Below are 22,407 nucleotides of genomic sequence, written 5' to 3' on the forward strand. Positions count from 1 at the left end.
TTTTTAGATGATACGTCTTTTTTTATATTGTCGATATATACCAAAAAGATTAAAAGTTCAAGTTTTTATTATTTTAAAAAAACTAGTCACGAAGGCTAATGAAGTGACATGTATAATGGTGGCATAAAATTTTGTTGATGTCTGTAGGGTGAAATCGAAGGGATATAAAGAAGGAGAGAGAGCTATGCCAATTGATAATCAAAGTAATCGACAACGGAATGGTCAATTCAACAATAAGCAGAATGAGAAAGAGAATCAGCGGATTTTTCAAGAGGAGGTCAATGAGATTTCTCGTTGGGTGACTGGTCGTGGTCCTACCCCAGATATTCTTCACTCGCCATTGTTATTATCTTTATATGTTTCTAGTATCTTAGGAAATGTAGTCGTCCAAGGAGAAGCGCCAAAAAAAAGGCAAGCCATGATTGGAGAAACGCCCGACCTGAAGCAAGCACCACATGATCACAGAGCTGTCTTTGAGGCAGAAACCACTGTTGAAGTAAAACAACAAGGCATGCGTCCGGAAATGCTCTATGCACTTGCTTCGAACTCGACTGTTGATACTACGTTGATCAGTCCGGCTTTGCCGGAAAATAGCACTGCAATTTTTCCACTTCAACTACCCGTTCATCCCCAAAATATGACGATTGATTTAGTTGATATTGTTCATGACTGGAGTTTGAATATCCATAAAAAAGCACACCAAATTGCGGAAGTTTATGACTGTACAACTAATAAAACTGTTTCCTCCCTCCCAAAATTGAGGTTTTGGGAATCACCTGACCATACCCAAGCTCATTTTAAAACCGTTTGTAAAGTTGCCATTGCTGAATCCCAAGAAATCAATCAACAACGAATAGCTCACCCGAATAATATCCAACAATTTTCGTTCAAAAGAAATAGCGACGGAAGTTCCGAAAACCAATTCTCATTTGAAGATTCAGCGGTAAAGCTGAAAAATATTTTTCAACAAGCATATGAAAAAACAGTGAATCAGACGAGTCAACAGACGACAGGAAATACAACAAATACCCGTCCAGAGGAAGCCGACTTTTTTGGCGGATTAACGAACGCTTTTACTACGTTTTTCAGGCAATTTGACCAACCAATCTATACAGAAAAACAAGAAAGTTTAAATGGCGATTCAGTGATCAGCCGCTTTTTAGACAAGGTTGCCCGCAGTATGATCTATGAAAAAGAAGCAGATTATCCAGGAAAGTCTTCGATCAATACCAATATTCCACCTTCTTTTCAATCGACTGAGTTTTCAAGTGAAGCCTCTATTTTAAATAAAGAAGAGGTAGGATTTGCGACCCAATTTTGGCAGTTGTTTAGTAAATTGGACGAGATAGTTACTGACTTTATCAAGAAAAGGGACCCATTGACTATACGTGGAGCTGAGGCAAGGCCAATCAATGATCCTCGTTTCAATAATAGAGGGGGAGAAGGGAGTAAAGCAGTCACAGAAAATCAACCAGTGCCAAGCAACAAGAAGGCTTCTGATTCTTCCAAGCTAGCGGTAGCAAGAAAGATCGCGGAAGATATTGAACAAAATCGTGTCCCAGCTGAACGCTATCAAGAACCTTTACCAAATTTTTTTTACGATCTTTCTTTGTATAGAAATAAACATAAAACAGAAGACGTCATCAATAAATTGAAAGTATTTTTAGTAAAACAAAAAGTTCTTGATCGAACTGCTAGTGATATGGAAGTCATCACAGCACTAGAGAATTGGGCAGGAATCCGTCATAAAAATGATATTTCGCAAGACTCGTCTAAAAACCAATTTGCTGTCTATCTCATTCGAAGGTACTATGGCTTAAAAAATGTCAGACTAGGGGATGCGTTAACTACGGCACAACTACAAGCAACTTTCATGCAGTTAAAAGCCAATGTACACTTGGAAAATTATACCTATGAAGATAAGTCAAAACCCATTCAGTTCTCCGAGAAGGAAACACCTGTTGGTTCTTATTATCGGACAGAAACAATGGTGTGTAATCAAATTTTTGCGGACTTCTTAAATGATGTTGCTGCCACTGTGCCAAAAAATCAAACGATCACATCTATTATTTACAATCGCGATCTTTTTAATGATCGGGAGAAAACAGAAAAAGTAAATCAAGAGATGACCAAATTTGCGCAAACACAAGACAGTACGTTAAAAGACCCAACTCCGAGTGAACTGGTGAGATGGATGAGAAAATGGCTATTTAAAACGCAAAAATATGAAGAGATCGTAAGTAGAGAAGCATTAGCCGCTAAGGAGTTGCTAACAGCATTTGGATCGAATATGACGATTTTGGGAACAAACGATGCACGAGCAGTCATACTTCAGTGGGAGAACAATAATGCACAAGTAGGATATAACTACAAAGATACTACCATCGATGCGATTTCACCAGATACTCTCAAAGATAAATCAGACCGGACAGAGGAACAAAAGGTCCTATCTTTTCTTAAAGAAAATCGGATCGTTCATTCGAATGAAACCACTAGTGTAGTTGAAGAAGGAACGAAACCAAGTATTCTTAGCGAACGAGAAGAAGTGATTGATAAACGTATTGTCGCTTTTTTGAAAACAAAAGGAATCGTTTGTGATCCAACAAAACCTCAAGCGTTTGTTGATAAAGTTTCTAATTGGACGATGCTTGAGGGAGCAAATCAAAAAGTAGTCGACCCGGTCAAATTAAAGCAAATTGCTCAAGCGATGCTTGGCGAGGAAAATAACGGACTTATTTCAAACGAGGAAGCAGAACTAACCTTTACAGGATGGCTAGAGAAAAAAATAGAAAAACAAGATTTGGAAAAGCAAGATGTAACCAGTGTGCCTGATAAGCAACCAAAAATTGAAAATCTTAGTTTAAAAGATAAAGAAAATATTTTGATCAGTCAGCAAGTGTTTGAGAAAATGAAAGAACATTTACGTGAAAACAAAATAGTGATCGATCACACAACAAAAGAAGAGATCATAAGTGGTTTGGCAAAATGGTTTGTGGAAAACAAAGAAAAGGGAGAAATCAGACCCGAAAAATTTCAAGCTGTAGCAACGATCATCTTGAAAGAGTCGAAATTATACGGCGGAGCAGAGGATGAGCTGATCTCGGATTATAATGCAAAAAAAACAGTGATGAAATGGGTGTTGGAGACTGTCTTGGGTAGTTCAATTGATGCGTATGCAGCGAAAAAAATTATTGACCATCCTAATCCTGCGAGTTTTACGATCGGTCAGCTTAGAAAATCATTCAGTCTGAATGAGTTGGTGAAGGACGGGCAACTCACTCTTCACAAATATAGTGATCCGAGCAAACAAAGAGAATTTGAGTCTAAAATAGGTTATTTATGGAATGTTTCTTTGGACCAAATACTGCCAAATTATTTTCTCCAATCCAGTGAAATGCCTGACGATCTGTTGATTTCCAATTATCGTTCGTTGCTACATCTGGCAGGTTCAAGAATATTGGCAGCTTCAGGTATTCTCAAAAAATTCGAGCAAAAAGAGGTACGTACGTTGGGCCAACTTTTCTTTGAGTCAGTCAGTGAACGCGGGGTGAAAGATATAGAAGAATATAATCATCTTTTACTACCGGCACTATTTACTACTGCTCAGTTGGATGCACCAGCCTTGAGAACAGCTATGGCGGAAGGAAACTATAAGGAAGTCGCGATCAGTATGTTCATTGGTTATTTCCAGAGAGGTTATTTTGCGATCATGGAACATCAAGAAGAAGTCAATCGATTCTATGGAGGCTACCAGACAGCAGTGATCAACTTTCGCCGAAAACAGGCGTTAGTGAAAGAGGTGCTAAAGGAATGTGAAAGACTCGGGATAAGAATTCCTCCATTGGCAGGAGAAATATATTTAGCTGGAGGGAATCCCTGTCCAGGACCGTGGATTCCTCGTAGCATTGAACCGTGGTACAGAGAGTTAACAAGTGATGTGGCGGAGTCTTATCATTTATTTAATCGAAAATTGATCAGTTTATCCGTTCATTCGATTGGTCAAGCAGAGTTAGATTTTATGTTTTCTCCTGAGACTCGAATCTATGAAGGAAAGGCTGAGTTTAGAGATGAAGCGGCTCTTGCCTCAAAACCGATCGGATCACTTCCGTCCCTTCTGATAGCCAAGAGAAAAGAAACAAGGGATGATTTGATCTTAACCCAAAAACAAACAGATATCTTTGTCGCCATTCGTGGCAATGAAGAACGGGTGTATGCGTTGAAGAGGTTAGATAAAGACGGTGGTTACACTGTTTATCGTGTGGATAGAGATCCCCTTCTATTTTTAAAGAACGATTTAATCGATCTAAAATCACTTTGGTGGAAGAAGTATAGAAAAGAAGGGGAGAAGGTTCGAATCGGTGATTATTCCTATTCTTTTATGCTACAAATCAATCAAGATAATCAATTATCCCATGGTGATCAGAGGGAAGACTTATGCAATCTTATTAGCATGAAACATAAAGATGCATTATATACCCAATTATATGAATCAGGTAATGACCAGACGATGGCAAGTAAAACCTGGAATGTTGTTAGCCATATCATCCCATTTTATGATTGTGTCGTTGGGATCATCAACAAAGATACGGAAAGTGCGGCTTTTAATTGTAGTATTGATGCTATTTTAGCTTTCCCAGTATTAGGTCAAATCAGTTCCATGAGTGCCCGATTTGCTTTAGGATTAGCAAGAGTTCTCGCAAGAGGTGGATTAACAGGGTTAGTAAAAAATAGTGCGAAAATAATGCCCAAACTTTCTGAAGTTAGAAGTCTTTTAATGAGTGGCGTACGTTACATTGACCCAGGGATCGATTTAGCCATAGGTGGTGGACGCATAGTCATCCATAATTTAGTGAAACTAAAAAATTTGCCTGCTATCACAAAAAACATCCAGTTCAAGCAAGTGTTAGAAAAATTAGAAATACATGTCAGGGCGGAACCAGTGCCCCAACTATCGAAATCAACGATCGAAGCACGTTTACCAGAAAATGGTCCGCAAGTTCTGGTGAAAAAAATAAAGAATGATTTATATGTCAAAGTATCAGATTATAAAAAAGGCGATGTTTATGGAAGATACTTTACTTTGAGAGGCGACCAATTGAGGGAGTTTGAAGGTTCTGTTTCGTTTACAGAGAGAGAAAAGGAACTTATTGATTCTGTAAAGATCGAACTCCAGCCAGACGAAACGATTTTTAAGAAAATGAATTACTACCCTAAAGGCTATGGCGAAGGCGCAGTCATGGATATACTGAAAAACGGTATGAGACAACAAAAGACGGCAATTGAAATGAACGGAAAACTTGTTCCTGTTAGAACCCAAGTGATAGAAAAACATGGTGCGCGGTATGATGTATTAGCTGGCAATCATGTATTACCGGTAAACTATAATGGAATCGAATGGTATTTTGAAGGAGAGATATCTCCAAGACTTCATGAAGCTGTGGGACGTAACCTTGCGAAATGGCAGTCACACTATGAGGCATTGACTGACCCGGCGACTCTTTCGGCCCCAGATGCAAAAGGTTTGATGTGGAGTAAGGAAGGGCGATCATACATTAAATTTCAAAATCGTTATATTCCTTTAGTTTTAGTAGATAAAGAGACTAACCAATATCAATTAGTGAAAAAAGATATATTTTTGGAAAAGACAATCTTGCGATTTGATCCGGAAATCAATCAATTTCGTTTTGAAACTGATTTGGAGAAAAAGATTGTTGAACGTCCCGAGGGCATGTTGATGGCTGGTGGTTTCGATGAAGGAGCGAGTACATCAAGAGGATCAAGAGGAGGAACAGGTTCTGCCCAAACTGCGCTAGTTTACCAGACCATAAATAATCCCTTATACCCACCATATCTCTGGTTACCAAGATCACCTAATCGATGGCAGGAATGGAAAGCGAGAATGAATGCCATCGAAATCACTGACCTTAGCATCAACTATCGAGCAGAATCGAATCAAGTTATACTTCCTCGATTGACTAAGTTTATTCCGATAGAACGGAAAAAAATCATGACAAATGAAGCTGAGACCTTAAAAAGTATCACGCAAGGTATCCAGCATTGTTTACCGGATGATCTGAAAAATAAAGTGCGTGTTTATGCTGGTTTAGATGCTAATAAGATGCCTGAACATCTCAAACAGTTTCAAAAGACACTTGCAAAAGAGTATACTGTGTCTTTGGAAATTTTAGATAATGTCATCAAAGAATGTAAGAAAATGCTGAAGTTAAAGCAAATAAGTAGTACAGAGCGAGGGACTTACTTATCGAATATGTTTGTATTATATGGGAAGCCAGAGGAACAGGCAGTATTGAGAGAAGTAGTCAAAAGGCTTTTGACGATTGCAGAAAGAAACAAATTGTTTCTTCAACAATCAGCAGATTGGGGATTTAAGAATATTTTGATTGCTTCCACGGACTTTCAAAAAGATCCGGTTACACAGGTATTCTATTCAGCAAATAAGCAACGTTCTTCAACGTATGGATTTGTCATTAGACAAGATGCTGAAAATCGAATCATCATCATGGCTGATTCTTTCAATAAGAATCCTAATGTTTGGCCAGAAGCTGAATTAGCCCCACCTGTATCAGAAACTTTGTTGCATGAGGCATCTCATCTTTCTTCAATGGCTAATGATATTATTTCTTATGGAATGGCTGCTCGTGGATTTAGAAAAAGAGGGAAGGATGCACAAATAGACTTCTTTTCTCGTTATTTTAAGGATTTCGGATCGGATGGTTTTTATAAGTTCGGTTATGCGGTGGCCGATGATCTAAAAATAGAAGGCTTATCGATGATGACGGTTTTTGAAAATTTAGGCAAGGATCCGATGTTGTTTGCGAATTATTTGATGACTGACGCGGAATACGTTGCTACACTTCTAAGAGATATTGCCTATGGCTATAGTTTTGAACAAGCAATCTTACGCCAAAAACGTTCGACCGATGAACCAATTGAGAAACTTGGAGATGGCAATTTCCTCATAAGCATGTCATTGGTAGCAAGCGGCGATTTTGCAACGATAGGAAGACATATTGAGTTGGAAGTGACGAAAGAAACTACTTTAGGAAGCACGCTTGAGTCTATAGCTACGACAACCGCATTTTCCGTTCCTGTAGATATGCAATCAGGAAGTAATACAGAAATGCGCTTGGATCAACCGCAAGAGATGAAGCCTCCACAACACCCAAGAATGAAACGAAGTGACTTGAACTTACAAGAAGGGGAAGTCAGTCTAGGACCTGCTAAAAATAGTCGATTGGAACAAGCAAATCCATCAACTGGAGTTTCTAAGCCAACAAGTCCTAATCCGTCACTTTTGCAAAGTTTCACTACGCTTGTCAATAAAGGTATTGGTAGAAGCAAGGCACAAAATGTGTCTCAGACAAAGCGACAGAAACAAAAGAAATTAGTTGGGTTGAATATTTAAAATTGAATACTAGCTAGCTGAATTAAAAAAGTGCTAAATCAAGCACACATCTGATCAATCTTTTAGTGGACCTGTACAAATTTTAATAAAGGAGTTTGAAGATGCCTATAGAAGAACATCGAAAAAAAACCGGTCTATTCAACAGCAAATCCCGAAAGCACCTCACTCAAAAAGAGCAACAAAGGAGACTACATCTGCTTGCTCAAATACTTGGGCATTACCCTGTTGGACGAGGCATATGGACGCCAGCAGGAATGCTGTACCTGTTAAGTATTGGGCAAAATTTCCGAATAGTTGATGCGAATCTGCCGAATCGTCAACGTGCGGTACAAGAAACGAAAGCTGCTTTTGAAGTGGATACTTTTGTGGAAGCACGACAGCAAGGCGAAGAAATCAGCGTGCAATCTTTAGCGTCAAGCTCAACTGCTAATCCACGCCGGTTTGTACAACCTCTACCGCAGAATACTCCTAGGAACATGACTCAAACGATTCAGGCACCACTGCCTTCAAATCCACTCATTTACTTGGTTGAAAAGGCACACCAATGGAGCATAGGAATACATAAAATGGCGTACAGTATTTCACATTTAGAGAATTGTACGACCACAAGTGAGGTGTTTCATCAAAACTCACTAGGACTTTTTAACGGTGCGAATCAGACACAAGCCCACTTTAAAACCGTTTGTCAGATTGCTGTAGCAAAAGCACAAAAAAAGAATGAACAGCCGATAAAGGTACCTGCAGGTTTTCAAAAATTCCATTTTACGCATCGTCAAAACAAAAATAGCACACACCTTTTCACCGCTGAAGAAGCAGCGGTAAAGATGAGAAAGATGTTTCAAGCAACAATGGGTGATTTTGATCAGCCCGTAAATCTCACGACGATAAATCAAGCAAGAAAACAAGTGGATCAGCAAGACACTCCTATTATTGAAGCTTTTTGGAATGAAATGACTGAGCTTTTTACATCATTTTTTAGCCAACCAGAAAATACTACCTTTACAGAACAACAAGCGGATAAAAATGGCTATTCAGTAATGGATCATTTTTTTGAATGGATGGGTCAAACGTTTTCGGTCAATCTTGACACGTATGACTCAACGGACAAGCAAACCAATGAGCACTTCAACAACCCGAGAGTGACAACTCCTTTCGATCCATTAACAACAGAGTCGGCGGCAGACAAACCAGACATCACTGAAATTGAACCAGGAGCGCTGGCTAAACTATTGGAATTAGGCAACAGATTGTCAAAAAAATTCGATGATTTCATTAAAAAATATGATCCATTAGTTGGAAGGGGTGCAGAGGCGGCGCCGGTGAATAGCCAACCAGATCGTTCGGCCGCCGCTGAACATCTTCAGAGTTCACCAGTTATTTTCGCTAAGGATTCAGAATATGAACAAGTTATTCAGATCATTGATGCCATTTCTCAAAATAAAAGACCTGCGGGAAATTTGTCTGTATTACCTAATTTTCGTTATGACGAGTTGCTTTATGATAGAAAAAATCAGACTGCTTCTGCCAATGTGATGCTTAAAACCTTTTTCGTTGACCAAAATTTACTTCAGTCGTCAGCAAATGACCTCGAACTGATTGAAGTGGTCCAAAGATGGGCGGGTAGAAATTGGGGGAATGAAGATAATACACAATCTCAAAGAGCACAATACCTCGCTTATCTCATATTGGAAAGTTATGGGGTAGAAGATGTTCGGATAGGGGAGTTTTTGTCGAACAGCCAATTGCAAGCAATCTATAAGCAATGGAAAACAAATACGCTACTAATGGGGTATCCATACAAAGAGGTGAACGAGCAATCTCACATATATCATCTGTCTCCAGCAGAAACTCCCTCAGTTACTCGTTTTTTGCAACAAATGAAGGTAAATAAGCAAATCTATAAAGATTTTATCCATGAGCGCCCGGCGAGTATTTCCAAGAATACAAAGATTCCACCGATCTATCACCAGAAACAACTTTTTAACATGCGAGCAAAAACTGTAGAAGTGAATAATGTCGCCCAAGATTTTTTAAGCAAGCAACGAATCTATTTGGATCAACCGACACCAGCTCAGCTAGTCATCGAGATGCGTAAATGGATCTTAAATGGAAAACGATATGAAGAAATCGTTCGAAGACAGATAACCGCAGCAACGATGTTACGGCAAGCACATGGAGCGACAGAGAAACCCTTGACAGTGAGTGAGGCACGAGCGATTTTGTTGCAATGGGAAGAAAATAATGCACAGCTCGGGTATGTATACCAGAAAACAAAGAAAAAAAATTGGGGCATCGATATCAATAAAATCAAAAAAGAGCAAGAGAAGGAACGAGAAAAACAAGTAAAACAAAAAATTGAATTGTTCCTACGTGAAAATGGCTTGTCTTCTTCGATAAAGACACCTTTCCAACCAGAAAAAACGCCAGAACAACAGACAACAATTGAAAATCAAGAAATCATACAGCAAAGAGTGGCAAATTTTTTAACTGACAAGGGGATTGCGTGTAATACGACAAATCCGAATCTTTTTGCTGAGGCTGTTTCCAACTGGGTGTTACTTGAAGGAGCGACCCAAAAAATCATCGATATGGTCAAAGTAAAACAAATTGCCCAAGTGATCCTTGATGAAAAACTCGATGGCGTCATTTCAAATGAACATGCTGAAATCACTTTTGTCAAATGGTTGTGGGATCTGATTGAAACCGACGAATCCTTATTGACTGTCGTGCCACGTCCTGTGAGCGACGAACAGATCATCACAAGCATGCCAACTTCTCCGGCGCCTATGATGAACGTAATGAACCAAACAGAAACCACAATAGGAGAAGAAGCTAAAAATACAACAAACAACGAGCAGTGGCGTAGTGCGAAAGTAATGAAACAAGTCGAAGCTTTTTTTCGAGAGAAAGGCTTGCTCGTTGGCGAGGTGACGAAAGAAGATGTTTTAAGTGCGATGGGAAAATGGTTCATCGAGTCGGGTGAACGAACGAGTGTGATGCCTGAAAAGATCCAAGCAGTCGCTTCTGTGATTTTAAAAGAATTGAAACTGTATGGTGGTGCACCAGAAGAAGTGCTTTCAGATGCGAGTGCCGAAAAAACAGTGATGAAGTGGGCATTTGAAAATGTGTTGGGCAGTTCGATTGAAGCATATATTGCAAAAAATATCGTTGATGTACCTGACCCATCCGCTTTTACGCTTGGTCATCTCAGGCGCTTGTTTACATTTGAAGAATTGAAAAAAACTGGGCGGATCAATTTTTCTTCCCAACAGGATAGCAAGGCATCCATAGACGCAGAACGAAATTTGAAACGGCTTTGGGCAACCTTATCTAACCGAGCATTGCCTCATTACTTGCTGAAATCAAGTAATCTCCCAGACAATTTATTGATTTCTGACTATAGTTCACTGACACAATTAACAGGTGCGAGCTTATTGGCAGATCTAGGATTTTCTAAAAAGTTTAACCAAACTGAGACTCGTTTACTAGGAGAATTTTTTTTAGAGACGCTCAGTCTCAAAGGCGTCCACCACTTTGAAGAGTTATCGTTTCTTTTGACACCAGCATTAGTGACTGTCGCACAACTTGAACCTGATAAAATGCGAGCGGCTCTTGTGAATGACAACTATATCGAAGTCGCACTCACGACCTTTATCAGCTATTCACAAAGAGGGTATTTCCAGCTGATGAAAACACAAGCGATCCTTAATGACCTGACCGCTACCTATCAACAAGCAGTCATTGACTGGCGGCGAAAACTAGCGCTAGTTGATGAGGTACTGGCAGAGTGCAATCGATTGGGAATCAGGGTCAGCATGGCGGCAGGGCAAGTGTATTTAGCTGGGGGCAATCCTTGTCCTGGACAATGGACGCCACCGGATCTTGAAAGGTGGTATACTCGGCTAACAAAAGATGTCGCAGAATCCTATCACTTGCTCAATCAATTTTTGATCCAGCTTTCGATCCAATCGATCCCGCAACAGGAACTCGCTTTTCTATTTTCTCCCAATAGTCACATTTACGCAGCTTCTGCTCAATTCAAAAGTGAAGTTCGTCAGTATGATCCTCCTAAAAATATGCGCTCAGTCCCGCCCTTTTTATTATATAAACAAGAGGAGCTATTAGATACGAAACTTAACTTGAATCAAACGGATCTGTTCGTCGCTAAAAATGGAAATGAGGAACGATGGTATGCGCTGAAGCGTCTGGATGAAGGAGGATATAAATTTTATCGAGTCGATCAAGATCCTTTTTTGTATCTTATCTATGGTCTGATGGATCGCAAAGATCTTTGGGACGGACAATTCCGAAAAAATGGAGATAAGATCCGCATCGGGAAAAAGGATTACACGTTTACAACCCAAGTGCATATGGACAAAGAGTATTCTCATGGCGAAGGAAATACAACGCTAGCCAATCAAATCAGTTTGGAGCATAAGGATGTGCTCTATCGACAACTATATGCATCAGGAAATGAACAGACAGTAGCGACGAAAGTTTGGGATGTCTTAAAACATGTGATTCCTTTTTATGATTGCGTTGTTGGTGTTTCGGCACATAATGCAGAAGAAGCGGTCCCTAATTGTCTGCTCGATGCTGTATCACTCATTCCAGTTTTAGGACAAGTCACATCTTTTAGTATGAGATTTGCCTTAGGAGTCGCAAAGTCGGTTGTTAAAAGTGGGTTAAGTACGACGTTGAAAACAGGCACTCGCTTTCTCCCTACGTTGCCAGAGCTTAGAGGGCTGTTCGCAACTGCGATACGTACTTTTGATCCTGGAGTGGAAATGATCATAGGAGGCGGGCAATTCATTTTGAAACGCTTAGTGGCTTTAAAAAATGAAGAATTTGTAAGTAAAGAACTAAAAGCAGTGTTGACAAAGCTCGACCTATTAAAAAAACAACAGCCTGATGTGACGCAAAATTTTGTGACTGCTCGCTTGTCGAAAGACGGTCCAGAAGTTCGAGTGAAACGTATGCAAAATAACTTGTATTTAAAAGTGAACGATCTTAAAAATGGGGATGTGTCCGGAAAGTACTTTACTTTGCGCGGTGAGCAGCTACGAGAGTTTGAAGGACCAGCAACTTTTACTCCAAGACAAAAAGTCGTGATCCAGCGACTGTCCAGGAGCTTAGATGTCGATCAGATATTTGTAGAAGAACCCAACTTATATCCAAAACTTTATGGAGAGGGAAAAGTATATACCTACAAAAAAAAGGATGGACAACGAATTTCCGCGATCAAAATGGATGGACAGATCGTTCCTGTTCACATACAGGTACTCGAAAAACATGGTGTTCGCTACGATATTTTTGATGGAGAGAAGCTTTTACCTGTCAATTTCAACGGGATTGAATGGTATTTTGAACCAGTGACCTCACCAGTGATTTCGAAATCTGTCGAAACCGAAGTGACACATCGCCTCAATCAATTTGAAACTTTGTGGGATGTGGCTACGCTTTCGGCTCCCGATGAAAGAGGCTTGATGTGGAGTGCTGAAGGTCGGTCTTATATAAAAATCAATGATCGCTATATCCCGCTGATCTTACTGAATAAAGAAGAGAATCGGTACCATTTAGTTAAAAAGGATATCCTTGAACCGCTGACGGTTTTACGATTTGATTTGAATGAACGTTCGTTTAGATTCGAGACTGAGAGAGAGAAGCTGGCGTTTGAGTTGCAAAGCCATATCAGAAGAGCCGGTACAAGTGACGACTTGATTCCAGGAACCTCAAGTGGTAGTGCTGGAACATCCCGCGAAACGAAGTCCTATCCCCCGCTTCCAAATACGCCAGCAAGATGGAAAGAGTGGAATGAGTTTCGACAAGCAGAAATATTAGTTGTTGAACCCCTAAAAAGGCCGGTCGATCGAAATGTCGTATGCAAGAAACTCTCTACTTTTATCCCAGAGCCAAAAATCGTAGTCTCACTGGATGAAGAAAAAGAGAGAAAAGGAATTTCTGAGGCGATTGCACACATGTATCATTTGCAGCCAGTTGATTACCAAACTTTTTCTGGTTTGAATCCGAACAAGGCGCCAGAGTATCTACAACCGTTTTTTAAGAAAGTTTCAGAAGCGTTCTATGAAGCGATCGAGTATTTCCAACGTACAAAAGAACGATGTATTGAGTTGTTGAAACTAGACAAGATTGCTGGAACGCCGGAAGGACAGTACGCAGTTGAGATGTTTGACATGTATCAGATCAAAAATCGAGAGCCATATTTAAGAGAAATCTTTAAACGCTTATTGTCTGTATCAGAAAAAGGGGAACGGTTCCTCCGACAGTCAGCGGATTGGGGATTTGAGAATATTTGGATCGTCTCTACAAAATTAGAAAAAAATGAAGCGAGACAAGCTTATTATACAAAGGTTGAAGCTATCCCCCGTACCAGTGCATTCATGATGACTCGTGATCCAGAATGTCGAATCATCTTTATTGCTGATACGAACCATATTGATCCAGATCATCTACCGAACCTTCAGTTAGCGATAGATCCCAAAGAAACCTTGATGCATGAAACAGCCCATGTCGTTTCAATGGCATATGATGTTGTATCAGGGTATCCCTATGTAGCCAAAGGTTTTTCAAAATGTGGACAAGATGTTCGCGATCAATATTTCAGAAGATTTGAAGGTTTTTTCAAAACAAGATACTTTGACAGTTATGTCGATCAATTAGCCGATGTTCAAGGATCGCCCATGTTATCGAATGAGGCAGTGATCCTTGCAGAAAAAACGGATGCAATGCTAAGCATGAATATCCAAATGCTTGATGCAGAAACATTGATGATCATGATTAGAGATGTGGCAAAGGGGAATAAATTCAATCAACGGCCAAAAGTGTTTAAACGAGATGTAAGTAGTGAACAGAGTGAAATAAAAATAACTGGAGAAACATTCATTGCGGTCGCATTGATGAAATCAGGGTCATTCTATACGGTAGAAAAGAGTCCGGAGTTGAAAGTCCCGCAAAAACAGCCAGATAGCACAACTCTCTCTCCTGATTCTACAACCAAGACTCAACAGGTAAATACCAAAAAGGCGAATCTTAAGCCGGCAACGCCAAAACAAAGCAAGAAAAATCAGAGCAAGTCGAAAAAAGGGAAACCGCGTATCCAGAAACTTGTCGGTTTTAGCACGAAAGCGAGTATCTTCCTGAATGAAGGACAGAGAACAACACCAGTGAAACAAAAACGAAGTGAGTTGAATTTGCAATATCGTTGAAAAGTAAAAATAGAAGTATTTAACCATTAGAAATAAAGGGATAGCCACAAAAATTGTTCTTCAATATTTGTGGCTATTGCTTTTTTTTTCGACGATTGGTTCTTTTGAGTAATTATTCTAACGATTTTTTGCAATATATATTTTACATAAAGCAATTTATAGTTTACACTATCGATAAGAGCTGAGAATGGAGGGTAGCCATCAACGTGAAAAATATTCGAATGAAATTGGCACGTTTAGCAAGTGAATTGAGCCAAGAAGAGTTAGCCCAGCGTGTGGGTGTCACACGTCAAACAATCGGGTTGATCGAAGCGGGAAAGTACAATCCTACGCTTAAGCTATGTCTGGCGATCTGCCATGAATTGAATCAAACACTAGATGAACTATTTTGGGAGGATCAAGATGAAAAAGAATAAGCCTAAAGATGAGCGTATCATCCAAATAAATAATAAAATACAAAGTGAAGCCTTTTTACTGCTATTAGTGCTATTAGGTATCTCTTTATTTGTAAAGAGTTATCTGTTGGATCTGCCTGTGTCTGATTCTCTTGCCGAGCTTCTTATCTTAGGAGCCGCAGTCCTTTATTTATTGATTCGTGGGGCATTGATCGGACATGAGATCATCGATACTTCGAAACATGCTAAAATATTACAAGCCGTATCGATTGTTGGTGGGAGTCTCCTCGTTGCTTTAGGGACCGGTATCAGAAACTATTCCTTATATCAACATCTTTACTCTGGCTACCTAGATCCTCACTTGTTAGCTGTAGTAGGGATTACCTTTTTATCATCGGTCATTTTTATGGCTGGATTATTGTTTGTTGTTTTTTCTGTCAATCGCTTGAGTCAGAAAAGGTTAGAAAATAAGATCGATGATGATCTGGAATGAGCCACGACAAAGCTAACAAATGTTTTTACCTAACACTCGTTGGTCCTACAGATTCCGCTTGTATTTTAAGAGAGACTACCGCATAATAGGAGGAGCAAAAATGGAAGTAAAATTCACTAGAAATACTGGTTTTTACGGAATGGGTAGTCCGATCACCTTGCGTATCGACGACCGAAAAATCAGTTTGTCTCATAATCAGTCAACTAAAGTGACTGTCCAATCCCCATTTACGATGCAAGCTTCCTTTTTTTGGCTGAAAAGTCCTAAGTACGTTATTACTGAGCCAAAGAAAGGATATACGATCACCATGAATATTCTGTTGATTCAACTCTATCCTTTCCTTTTTTTATTCTCAGGGATCAGTGCGGTATTTTTCCAGAATATAGGCTATAGTGTCATGATCGTATTCATGATGATCGGCTTCTTTTTGTTCATCAAAAATAAAGCATATACAATCAAGGAGACTGTTGATGAAGAATTCTGATCTTTTTTTAAGCAGCTTTAATCGAATCGAAAAATGGCTCCAAGAAGAGATGGGGAATCCACGAAACATGGGATTTACCGAACTCGTTCGACGGTTAGCACAAAAACAACATCAAAGTGTGCGTAAATACGAAGATGACCTCTTACAATTGGCGCAATTGCGTAATGCGATCGTGCATGACCGCATCGCGGTAGACTTCATTATTGCTGAACCCAATGACTGGGCGACAAATCGCATCCAGAAAATCGAGCAAGAACTGATTCGCCCTGAAACCGTGTTGCCACGTTTCGCAAAGCATGTGACTGGTTTTGAATGGGATATCCCGTTGCCTCGTTTGTTGGAGACAGTGGCACAAAAGCGCTATTCTCAATTTCCGCTTTATCACAAAGGAACGTTCAAGGGGCTCGTAACTTTGCGGATGTTAGGCTTTTGGTTGGCAAAAGAAAGCCATCAAGGTGTGATCGATCTACAAGGAAAAACTGCCGCAGATCTGATCATACAAGATGGTAAATACACCAATTACCACTTTGTCTCAGCTCAGACAACGATTGCTGAAGTAGAAAGAATGTTTGGTGAGCAAGGAACACTCGAAGCCGTGCTGATCACCAAAAATGGTGACCCTAACGGAAACTTGTTGGGGATCATTCGCCCGAGAGATATTTATCATGAAGTAGAAAAGGAATGATTATTTGTTAGTGATATATTGGATTATAAGTGCATTGATCGTCGGTTTGGATCAATGGGTAAAATGGTTGATCGTCGAGAACTTTGCTTTAGGCGAAACAAAGTCCGTGATTCCTGGCATCTTATCGCTGAATCATATTCGTAATTTTGGCGCAGCATGGAGTTTGTTAGAAGGAAAAATGTGGTTCTTTACTGTCGTGACGATCATTGCCGTTGTCGTGGTCTTGACGTTGATGATCAAAAACCGTAACAATGGGAGCCGTTGGTTCATGGTCGGTCTGACATTGATCCTAGCTGGCGCAATCGGCAACTTTATCGATCGTGTCCGCTTAGGGTATGTGGTCGACATGTTCCAAACTGATTTCATGAATTTCCCGATTTTCAACGTAGCCGATGTTTCATTGGTGATCGGTGTGATCTGCGTATTGATTTACATTATTTTAGATGAAAAGGAACAACGAAAAAAATGACACAATTAAAAGCAACTATCCAACAAGAAACAGGACGGATCGACAAAGTCCTCACGAATTTATTTGCTGATTACAGTCGTTCGCAAGTCCAACAATGGTTAAAAGACGGTGCGGTAGCTGTAAATGGTGAACCTGTCAAAGCAAATTATAAAGTAAAATCGGCTGATGAGATTGTCGTGGAAGTACCAGAGCCTGAAGAGCTTGAGATTTTGGCTGAAGATTTACCGATTGAGATCGTCTATGAAGATGATGATGTCGCTGTCGTCAATAAACCACAAGGAATGGTCGTTCATCCTTCGGCGGGGCATACGCACGGCACACTTGTCAACGCATTGATGTATCACATGAAAAGTCTGTCATCGATCAATGGAGTGATTAGACCCGGTATCGTTCATCGTATCGATAAAGATACTTCTGGCTTATTGATGATCGCTAAAAATGATCAAGCCCATGAATCTCTAGCACAACAATTAAAAGATAAAACTTCTCTTAGAAAATACGTTGCTTTAGTTCATGGTGTCATTCCTCACGAGAAAGGAACGATCAATGCACCGATCGGTCGTTCCAAAGTCGATCGAAAAATGCAAGCCATCCGTGAAGACGGAAAACCCGCTGTCACTCATTTTACTGTTTTAGAACGTTTTGAAAACTTTACGTTAGTGGAATTACAACTGGAAACTGGTCGTACGCATCAGATCCGTGTCCACATGAAGTACATCGGTTATCCATTAGCAGGAGACCCTGTCTATGGACCGAAGAAAACGTTGAAGGGAAATGGACAGTTCCTACATGCTAAGCTGTTAGGTTTTACACATCCTGTAACAAAAGAAAATCTAGTGTTTGAAGCCCCACTGCCAGAAGTTTTTGAAAAAACTTTAGAGAAGTTGAGAAAAGATGTTGCTTTTTAAAACACTTAACGGTATAGTTATAACCAATAAAAGAAAAACTTAATAGAAGTCCTTTAAGTTTAGTCCCGTGAGGCTAAGAAGGGTGTGAGTAAGAAGACCTGTGGTGCGCCATAGCGAGTCTTACTCAATGACGTCGCATACTCAAAGCGACCAGTGTAGCAGTATACACTCAGTCTAAAACATTCCTCCTGTCCTCTTAGGGCAGGAGTTTTTTTGTGTAAAAAATTGGAGGGAAAAAGATGCAAGCTAAAGAAGTAGTGGATCAAGTAACGATGAAACGAGCTCTTACGCGTATCACCTATGAAATCATTGAAAGAAACCAAAGCATTGAGGAGATCGTTTTAGTCGGTATCAAAACGAGAGGGATCTATATTGCTGCTCGAATCGCCGAACGGTTGAAACAACTAGAAAACATTGAAGTACCTGTGGGAGAACTTGATATTACCTTGTACCGAGATGACAAAAAAGAAATCGCCCAAGAACCAGAATTACATTCGTCAGATATTCCGGTCAACCTAGAAGGAAAAGAAGTCATCTTGATCGACGACGTACTCTACACAGGACGCACGATCCGTGCGGCAATGGATGCGGTCATGGACTTTGGTCGTCCAAGAAAAATCTCATTAGCAGTACTCGTTGATCGCGGACACCGCGAATTACCGATCCGCGCAGATTATGTAGGGAAGAACATCCCAACTGCCAAAAAAGAAGAAATCTTAGTAGAGATGCAAGAATTAGATGGACAAGATCGCATCATGATCTTAAAAGAGGAAAAGTAGAGGGGTAAGGCAATATGTCAGAAGAAAAAAAGTTTCACAACGATAGCGTGGTATTAGACATCCATGATCGACCAACCATTGGACACTGGGTCGGATTGAGTTTACAGCATCTGTTCACGATGTTTGGCGCAACCGTCTTAGTACCGATCTTAGTCGGGATCGACCCAGGGATTGCCTTAGTCAGCTCAGGGTTAGGTACACTGGTTTATCTGATCACGACAAAAGGAAAGATCCCAGCATATTTAGGAAGCAGCTTTGCTTTTATCGCAGCGATGCAAATGCTGATGAAAACAGATGGCTTTCCAGCAATCGCACAAGGGGCGATGACAACCGCTCTGGTCTATCTGATCGTCGCTTGGATCATCAAAAAAATCGGTTCAGCTTGGTTGGACAAGATCTTACCGCCAATCGTCGTGGGACCAGTCATTATGGTGATCGGATTAGGTTTAGCCGCAAATGCAGCAAACAACGCGATGTTCAATCAAGACAACTATGATTTCAAATATCTGCTAGTTGCTCTGATCACTTTAGGATTGACGATTTTCTTCAACATGTTCCTACGTGGTTTCTTAGGATTATTACCGATCTTGTTAGGGATCGTTTCAGGTTACATCGTCGCTCTGCTCTTTGGGATCGTCGACACACAACCGATCATTGACGCACCGTGGTTCGCACTACCGAACTTTGAGATTCCATTTGTACAGTATCAACCAAAACTTTATATCGGAGCAATCACTACCATGGCACCAATCGCTTTTGTCACGATGACCGAACATATCGGGCACTTGATGGTCTTGAACAAATTGACTAGACGGAATTTCTTCGAAGACCCAGGATTGCATCGCACATTGACAGGGGATGGATTGGCGCAATTAGTTGCCGCTTTTGTCGGTGGACCTCCAGTAACAAGTTATGGTGAAAATATCGGTGTCTTGGCAATCACACGCGTACACAGTGTGTTCGTCATCGGAGGCGCAGCGGTTTTCGCAGTCGTTCTTGGCTTCGTTGGCAAACTAAGCGCTCTGATTTTAAGTATCCCTGGCCCTGTTATTTCAGGTATCAGTTTCATCTTGTTCGGTGTAATCGCCGCAAGCGGAATGAAAATCTTAGTCGAAAACAAAATCGATTTTGACAAAAAGAAAAATCTATTGATTGCTTCAGTCATCTTAGTCGTAGGTATCGGGGGATTAGTCCTTGAAGTAGGAACATTCACCTTATCTGCAATGGCACTCGCAACAGTCTTAGGAATTATTTTGAATCTTATCTTACCAGAAACTTCACGAAGCGAAGAAAATTAAGGAGGACATCGCATGATCATCAAATCAGAACGCATCAGTTTAAAACACTTATTAACGGTAGAAGCATTGACGGACCAAGAAGTAATGGGGTTGATCCGTCGCGGGCAAGAATTTAAGCAAGGAGCTAACTGGACACCGCAAAAACCTCAGTATTTTGCCACGAATCTGTTCTTTGAAAACAGCACGAGAACCCATAAAAGCTTTGACGTAGCAGAAAAGAAACTTGGGCTTGAAGTCATCGAGTTTGAAGCAAGTACAAGCTCGGTCACAAAAGGCGAAACATTATACGATACTGTTTTAACGATGTCTGCACTTGGTGTAGATGTAGCTGTGATCCGTCATGGAGACGAGAACTACTACGATGAACTGATCCAAAGTAAAACGATCCAATGCTCGATTATCAATGGTGGTGACGGTAGCGGACAACACCCAACACAGTGCTTACTTGATTTGATGACGATCTATGAAGAATTTGGACATTTCGACGGGTTGAAAATTGCGATCGTCGGCGACATCACACATTCTCGTGTCGCAAAATCAAACATGCAAATGTTGAAACGTCTTGGTGCCCAAGTCTTCTTCTCTGGACCAAGAGAATGGTATGACGACGAATTTGAAGTTTACGGTCACTATCTACCACTAGATGAGTTACTGGATCAAGTCGATGTCATGATGATGTTGCGTGTACAACATGAGCGTCATGATGGAAAAGAAAGTTTTTCAAAAGAAGGTTATCACCAAGAATACGGATTGACGGTAGAACGCGCGAAGAAAATGCAAAAGCATGCAATCATCATGCACCCAGCTCCAGTAAATCGCGATGTCGAACTGGCAGATTCATTAGTTGAAGGATTACAATCACGGATCGTACAACAAATGAGCAACGGTGTATTTGTACGAATGGCGATCTTAGAAGCTGTATTAAGTGGAAAAGCATAAACATAAGAGGAGGAAGAAACATGAAAACACTCATTAAAAACGGTCAAATCAACACAAAAAGAAATGAAACAATCCCAGCAGAAATTTGGATCGAAGAAGGAAAGATCAAAGCAATCGGCACAGGTTTTCCTGAGATCGAATTTGATGAAGTGTTTGATGCAAAAGGACAACTGATCACTCCTGGTTTAGTCGATGTACATGTCCATTTGAGAGAACCTGGATTTACTTATAAAGAAACGATCGAAGCAGGAACGAAAGCCGCAGCACGTGGCGGCTTTACTACTGTTTGTGCGATGCCAAATCTGGACCCAGTTCCAGATACTCCTGAAAAATTAAAAAATATCTACGACATCATCAAACGTGATGCAGTGGTGAAAGTCTTACAATATGCACCGATCACTGAAAATCTACGAAGTGAAGAATTAGTTGATCAAAAAGCCTTGATCAACGAGGGCGCATTTGCATTCACCAATGATGGTGTGGGTGTCCAAACAGCTGGCACGATGTACTTAGCGATGAAAGAAGCAGCAAAAAACAAGAAAGCGCTCGTTGCTCATACGGAAGACGAGTCATTATTATTTGGCGGTGTGATGCATGCGGGAGAAAAAGCGGAAGAGTTAGGACTACCAGGTATTTTGAGTGTGACTGAATCTTCACAGATTGCGCGTGACCTTCTGTTAGCAGAAGCGACAGGTGTTCATTATCATGTCTGCCATGTATCAACAAAAGAAAGTGTGCGAGTGATCCGCGATGCTAAGAAAGCCGGCATCCATGTCACTGCAGAAGTTTCTCCCCATCATCTGATCTTGATCGATGAAGATATTCCAGAAGATTTTGGTTTTTGGAAAATGAATCCGCCGTTGAGAGGAAAAGCCGATCGTGAAGCACTGATCGAAGGGTTGCTTGATGGCACGATCGATTGTATCGCAACTGATCATGCACCACATGGCTTAGAAGAGAAAAGTCAAAGTTTCTTACAATCACCATTTGGGATCGTTGGAAGTGAAACAGCTTTCCAATTAGTGTATACCCATTTTGTTGAAACAGGAAAATTCACGCTAGAGCAAGTCATCGATTGGATGGCAGTCAAACCAGCTGAAATTTTCGGGTTAGAAGTGGGCACGTTAACGATCGGTGCGCCAGCAGATTTGGCAGTGTATGACATCGCGCATACAGCGGTGATCGACAAAAAAGATTTCTTATCAAAAGGCGAAAACACACCTTTTGTTGGTTGGGAGATCAAAGGAGAAACATTAATGACATTTGTCGACGGGAAACTTGTTTGGCATAAGGGGGAATAACTGG

The 22,407-nt window shown here is 40.5% G+C and carries 12 protein-coding genes; all 12 read left to right on the forward strand.

Annotation, left to right across the window (positions count from 1 at the left end):
* Nucleotides 1-184: 184 nt before the first annotated feature.
* The 12 genes from DOK79_RS12830 to DOK79_RS12885 all read left to right on the forward strand — a co-directional run bounded on the left by DOK79_RS12830 (nt 185) and on the right by DOK79_RS12885 (nt 22,403).
* The gene (locus DOK79_RS12830; protein WP_206857354.1) at nt 185-7,426 is read left to right on the forward strand and encodes a QWxxN domain; all 7,242 of its coding nucleotides are present in this window, start codon (nt 185-187) and stop codon (nt 7,424-7,426) included.
* A 101-nt stretch (nt 7,427-7,527) separates the two neighbouring features.
* Complete coding sequence (locus tag DOK79_RS12835) at nt 7,528-14,652, forward strand: QWxxN domain (RefSeq protein WP_206857352.1); 7,125 nt, start codon at nt 7,528-7,530, stop codon at nt 14,650-14,652.
* Nucleotides 14,653-14,858: 206 nt separating this feature from the next.
* Nucleotides 14,859-15,068, forward strand: a complete 210-nt coding sequence (locus tag DOK79_RS12840; protein ID WP_206857350.1) for a helix-turn-helix domain-containing protein — start codon at nt 14,859-14,861, stop codon at nt 15,066-15,068.
* Complete coding sequence (locus DOK79_RS12845; RefSeq protein ID WP_206857349.1) at nt 15,055-15,540, forward strand: DUF6773 family protein; 486 nt, start codon at nt 15,055-15,057, stop codon at nt 15,538-15,540. Before DOK79_RS12840 ends, DOK79_RS12845 begins: the two co-directional genes overlap by 14 nt.
* Before the next feature lie 100 nt (nt 15,541-15,640).
* Nucleotides 15,641-16,024 carry a hypothetical protein gene (locus DOK79_RS12850; protein WP_206857348.1) on the forward strand — a complete coding sequence of 128 codons (384 nt, stop codon included), beginning with the start codon at nt 15,641-15,643 and terminating at the stop codon, nt 16,022-16,024.
* On the forward strand, nt 16,011-16,709 hold the full coding sequence (locus tag DOK79_RS12855; RefSeq protein WP_206857347.1) for a CBS domain-containing protein: 699 nt from the start codon (nt 16,011-16,013) through the stop codon (nt 16,707-16,709). Before DOK79_RS12850 ends, DOK79_RS12855 begins: the two co-directional genes overlap by 14 nt.
* Before the next feature lie 4 nt (nt 16,710-16,713).
* Nucleotides 16,714-17,178, forward strand: coding sequence for a signal peptidase II (gene lspA, locus DOK79_RS12860; protein WP_206857345.1), 465 nt, complete (start codon nt 16,714-16,716; stop codon nt 17,176-17,178).
* Nucleotides 17,175-18,086 (forward strand): RluA family pseudouridine synthase, encoded by a 912-nt coding sequence (locus DOK79_RS12865; protein ID WP_206857344.1) that lies wholly within the window; start codon nt 17,175-17,177, stop codon nt 18,084-18,086. The genes lspA and DOK79_RS12865 overlap by 4 nt, the downstream gene beginning before the upstream one ends.
* Before the next feature lie 239 nt (nt 18,087-18,325).
* Entirely contained in the window at nt 18,326-18,865 is a 540-nt protein-coding gene (gene pyrR, locus DOK79_RS12870) for a bifunctional pyr operon transcriptional regulator/uracil phosphoribosyltransferase PyrR (protein WP_206857343.1), read from the forward strand.
* A 14-nt stretch (nt 18,866-18,879) separates the two neighbouring features.
* Complete coding sequence (locus tag DOK79_RS12875) at nt 18,880-20,163, forward strand: solute carrier family 23 protein (protein ID WP_206857342.1); 1,284 nt, start codon at nt 18,880-18,882, stop codon at nt 20,161-20,163.
* Between the two features lie 12 nt (nt 20,164-20,175).
* The gene (locus tag DOK79_RS12880; RefSeq protein WP_206857341.1) at nt 20,176-21,102 is read left to right on the forward strand and encodes an aspartate carbamoyltransferase catalytic subunit; all 927 of its coding nucleotides are present in this window, start codon (nt 20,176-20,178) and stop codon (nt 21,100-21,102) included.
* A gap of 20 nt (nt 21,103-21,122) precedes the next feature.
* Complete coding sequence (locus DOK79_RS12885; protein WP_206857339.1) at nt 21,123-22,403, forward strand: dihydroorotase; 1,281 nt, start codon at nt 21,123-21,125, stop codon at nt 22,401-22,403.
* Nucleotides 22,404-22,407: the final 4 nt, after the last annotated feature.

Origin of the sequence: Enterococcus sp. DIV1094 (assembly GCF_017316305.2) — a bacterium.
Taxonomy (GTDB): Bacteria; Bacillota; Bacilli; order Lactobacillales; family Enterococcaceae; genus Enterococcus_B; species Enterococcus_B mangumiae.

What these genes read in the sequence shown, in the direction of transcription:
- DOK79_RS12830 (WP_206857354.1), top strand. Translation starts at nt 185, where the DNA reads ATGCCAATTGATAATCAAAGTAATCGACAACGGAATGGTCAATTCAAC.
- DOK79_RS12850 (WP_206857348.1), top strand. Translation starts at nt 15,641, where the DNA reads ATGGAAGTAAAATTCACTAGAAATACTGGTTTTTACGGAATGGGTAGT.
- DOK79_RS12845 (WP_206857349.1), top strand. Translation starts at nt 15,055, where the DNA reads ATGAAAAAGAATAAGCCTAAAGATGAGCGTATCATCCAAATAAATAAT.
- pyrR (WP_206857343.1), top strand. Translation starts at nt 18,326, where the DNA reads ATGCAAGCTAAAGAAGTAGTGGATCAAGTAACGATGAAACGAGCTCTT.
- DOK79_RS12835 (WP_206857352.1), top strand. Translation starts at nt 7,528, where the DNA reads ATGCCTATAGAAGAACATCGAAAAAAAACCGGTCTATTCAACAGCAAA.
- DOK79_RS12885 (WP_206857339.1), top strand. Translation starts at nt 21,123, where the DNA reads ATGAAAACACTCATTAAAAACGGTCAAATCAACACAAAAAGAAATGAA.
- DOK79_RS12875 (WP_206857342.1), top strand. Translation starts at nt 18,880, where the DNA reads ATGTCAGAAGAAAAAAAGTTTCACAACGATAGCGTGGTATTAGACATC.
- DOK79_RS12855 (WP_206857347.1), top strand. Translation starts at nt 16,011, where the DNA reads ATGAAGAATTCTGATCTTTTTTTAAGCAGCTTTAATCGAATCGAAAAA.
- DOK79_RS12865 (WP_206857344.1), top strand. Translation starts at nt 17,175, where the DNA reads ATGACACAATTAAAAGCAACTATCCAACAAGAAACAGGACGGATCGAC.
- DOK79_RS12880 (WP_206857341.1), top strand. Translation starts at nt 20,176, where the DNA reads ATGATCATCAAATCAGAACGCATCAGTTTAAAACACTTATTAACGGTA.